Source organism: Methanosarcina sp., assembly GCF_035390745.1.
Classification (GTDB): Archaea; Halobacteriota; Methanosarcinia; order Methanosarcinales; family Methanosarcinaceae; genus Methanosarcina.
On the sequence record NZ_DAOOUJ010000072.1, the window covers coordinates 9,957 to 12,900 of the forward strand.

The window sequence follows — 2,944 nt, forward strand, 5'->3', positions numbered from 1 at the left end:
GATCTGAGTTTGAGTATCCGTATCAGGTCTGTTCTGGAAAGCACTCCTACAAGAGACCCGTTATCAATTACCAGAACTCTTCCTATGTTTTTGGATGTAACCAGTTTGAGAGCATCAATTGCCTGCGCACTGGAAGGAACAGATATTACATCTCTTGTCATAATATCTGAGACTCGCATTACAGGACGGTCAATAGTAGGAACGCGCTGGATATCTGTAAAAGTTATGATCCCTTTCAGGATACCACCTTCTATTACAGGATAACCCATATGCTTTTTCTCAAACATGAAATGAACGAGATCTTCAACATTCATAGAAGGTGGCACCGAAACCACATCTTTTGTCATTATATCTTTTACCAGAATATTTTCCAGGGTTACAGATGCCTGAGTAGAGCGTTCCTCCTCGGATGCACCAGCGTAAATGAAGAGAGCGATCAAAGGAAACCAGAGGTTTCCTACAAGGATTCCAAAAATAGCCATCAGGATAGCAAAAAACTTTCCTACAGCAGCTGCATTCTGAGTAGCTTTGACATAAGACATTCTCCTGGCATAGAAAGCACGGAGTACTCTGCCTCCATCCATTGGAAAAGCAGGCAGCAGGTTGAAAACTCCAAGCACCATATTCATTGCTCCAAGGATCCAGACTATCAAATAAACGGGATTTTCTAAGAGTACAGGATTTGGCGCAATTATATATTTAAATATCAAGAAACATGCAGTGCCTATAATAAGGCTCGTTAAAGGTCCTGCAAAAGCCATTTTTGCTTCCTGCCCTGGATCTCTTGGCATCTCTTCCATTGAAGATACTCCTCCGAAAAGGAAAAGCGTGATGCTCTCTATATTAACTCCGTATCGTTTTGCCAGAAAAGAGTGTGCAAGCTCGTGCAAAAGGATTGATGCGAAAAGCAGGATTGCGGTCAGGGCTGAAAGCGTATATTTTGTTGTACCCGGCTCAACTTCCTGAAATCCATAAGGATATGGATTGGTTGCAAATATATATGCAAAAATGGGAAGTATTAAAAGAAAAGTGATATGCAGTCTGATAGGTATACCCAGTATGCTTCCGATTTTCAGTGCAGATTTCACGAAGTAAGTACCCCTTTTAGTCTCTATAATATATAGAGACTTGATGATTATAAACTATTAATCTACTAAACGACAATCTACTTAAAAGTCGGCAATTGTAAAGTTAGAACATATATTATATTATTTTAAATAACATAATTATTTTTGCATCAAATCGAAGAAAAGAATGACTCTTAATAAAATTACCATATTATTTTATGAGTTTGTCATAAAACTGATATACGGCTCCAATTCTTAAATAAGGAGTCGAGCTGTTATATAAAATTTAGTTAAAGGAAATACCTGGTATAAAATAAAACAGTTAAACAAAACAGTTTTAAATTTTTGAGTTTTGAATTCTAAATTTTAAATTTTTAAGTTTTAAATTTCAGCTATCACTTTCTTAAGATCCTGTAAAAATAGTTCAATGTCTTCTGGACTATTGTGGGGCATAAGGACAAGACGAAGGGCTCTTGGAGTGCGCGTGATTGAGACATTCCAGCCGAATCTCTTAAGAAGCTGTTCTCTGACAAGATCAGGATTCGGTACTTTCAGAGCAACCACATTCATAACAGGCTCCATTAATGGTTCAAAACCGGCTTTTCGAGCTTCTGAGACCATTTTTGATGTAAGCTGCATGCAGTACTGCACATTTTTCCTGTAACCCTCATAACCAAGATATTTCATGACTGCACAGGTAGCAGCAGCTGAGGCTCCACTACGTGTGCCTGTAAGTGTAAACTGTGCCTTTGTAGTAAGGTATGGGGTACTTACTTTGAGAGAATCCAGAAAAGATGGAGACCTGAAAAGCAGAGCACCTGAAGGAATTGTTGAAAGGCCCATCTTATGAGGGTCTATAGCAATGGAAGTTACTCCCGGCACTTTGAAATCAAAAGGTTGGGGTTTATCGAGGAAAGGAATTACAAAGCCTCCGAAAGCCGCATCTACGTGCAGGAAAAGTTCATTTTCAAGAGCTATATCAGAGAGTTTGTCAATGGGGTCAATCTGCCCAAACTCAGTGTTCCCTGCTATTCCTACAAGTCCTATAGTATTTGCATTTATGAGTTTCTCAACAGAAGCCAGATCCACCCTGAACTCCGAATCAAGAGAAGCCCTTCTGACTTCTATGCCCATCATGTCGGCAACTTTATCAAAAGAAAAATGAGCCGATTCGGGAATGACAATATTTGGAGTTCCTTTAAACCCATTTTTTCCTGCTGTTACCAGGTTTTTCATTCCTCTTACAGCCTGAATATTGGATTCTGTGCCTCCTGTGGTAAGGTAGCCGCATACCGAGCTTTTGCATGAGTTTCCTGAAGAAACATCAATTGAAGGTGCATGAAGAAGTTCCCCAAGCATTCTGACAACCTCCTGCTCAAGCCTGCGGGCTCCGGCAAAAAGACCCAGATCGCCCAGGTTAGCTTCAATAAAGAGCCTGTTAGCCTCGACCGCGATCTTATGAGGGTGTGTACACATTGAACTTAATACCCGATAATAATTCGTATCTTCTGACTTTGCATTTTCCAGATAGGAAAATATCTCTCTTTCAGAAAGACCCTGCTCATTCATATAGGTAAAGTAAAACCAGTTTTATTTAAAAGACTTATGGAATAAAAACCGAAAAAAAGACTTTCTTTGAATCATAAAAGTCCAGAATGGCTTTAATTGTCCGTTGTTCCAGGATAAATCAAAACGTAACTTAAATAAAAAGGATCATGGTTAAAAGGAAATAAAAATAGTGAAACGATTTAGAAAATTAAAAAACAAGAGAAAAAGAAATGAAAGAAAAAAAGAAATAAGAAAAAGAAAAGAAAAAAAAAGAGCAAGAAAAAATTAAAATAAAATAAAGATTCTCAAAAACATCTAAAAAATCAGCT

General features: G+C 38.1%; 2 protein-coding genes. Both read right to left on the reverse strand.

The features are described 5' to 3' along the window. The coding region (locus PLL47_RS13065; RefSeq protein ID WP_324446777.1) for a CBS domain-containing protein at window positions 1-1,088 on the reverse strand (1,088 nt) is incomplete at its 3' end. 360 nt (window positions 1,089-1,448) lie between these two features. Next, the gene (gene mfnA, locus PLL47_RS13070; protein WP_324446779.1) at window positions 1,449-2,636 is read right to left on the reverse strand and encodes a tyrosine decarboxylase MfnA; all 1,188 of its coding nucleotides are present in this window, start codon (window positions 2,634-2,636) and stop codon (window positions 1,449-1,451) included. Window positions 2,637-2,944 lie beyond the last annotated feature (308 nt).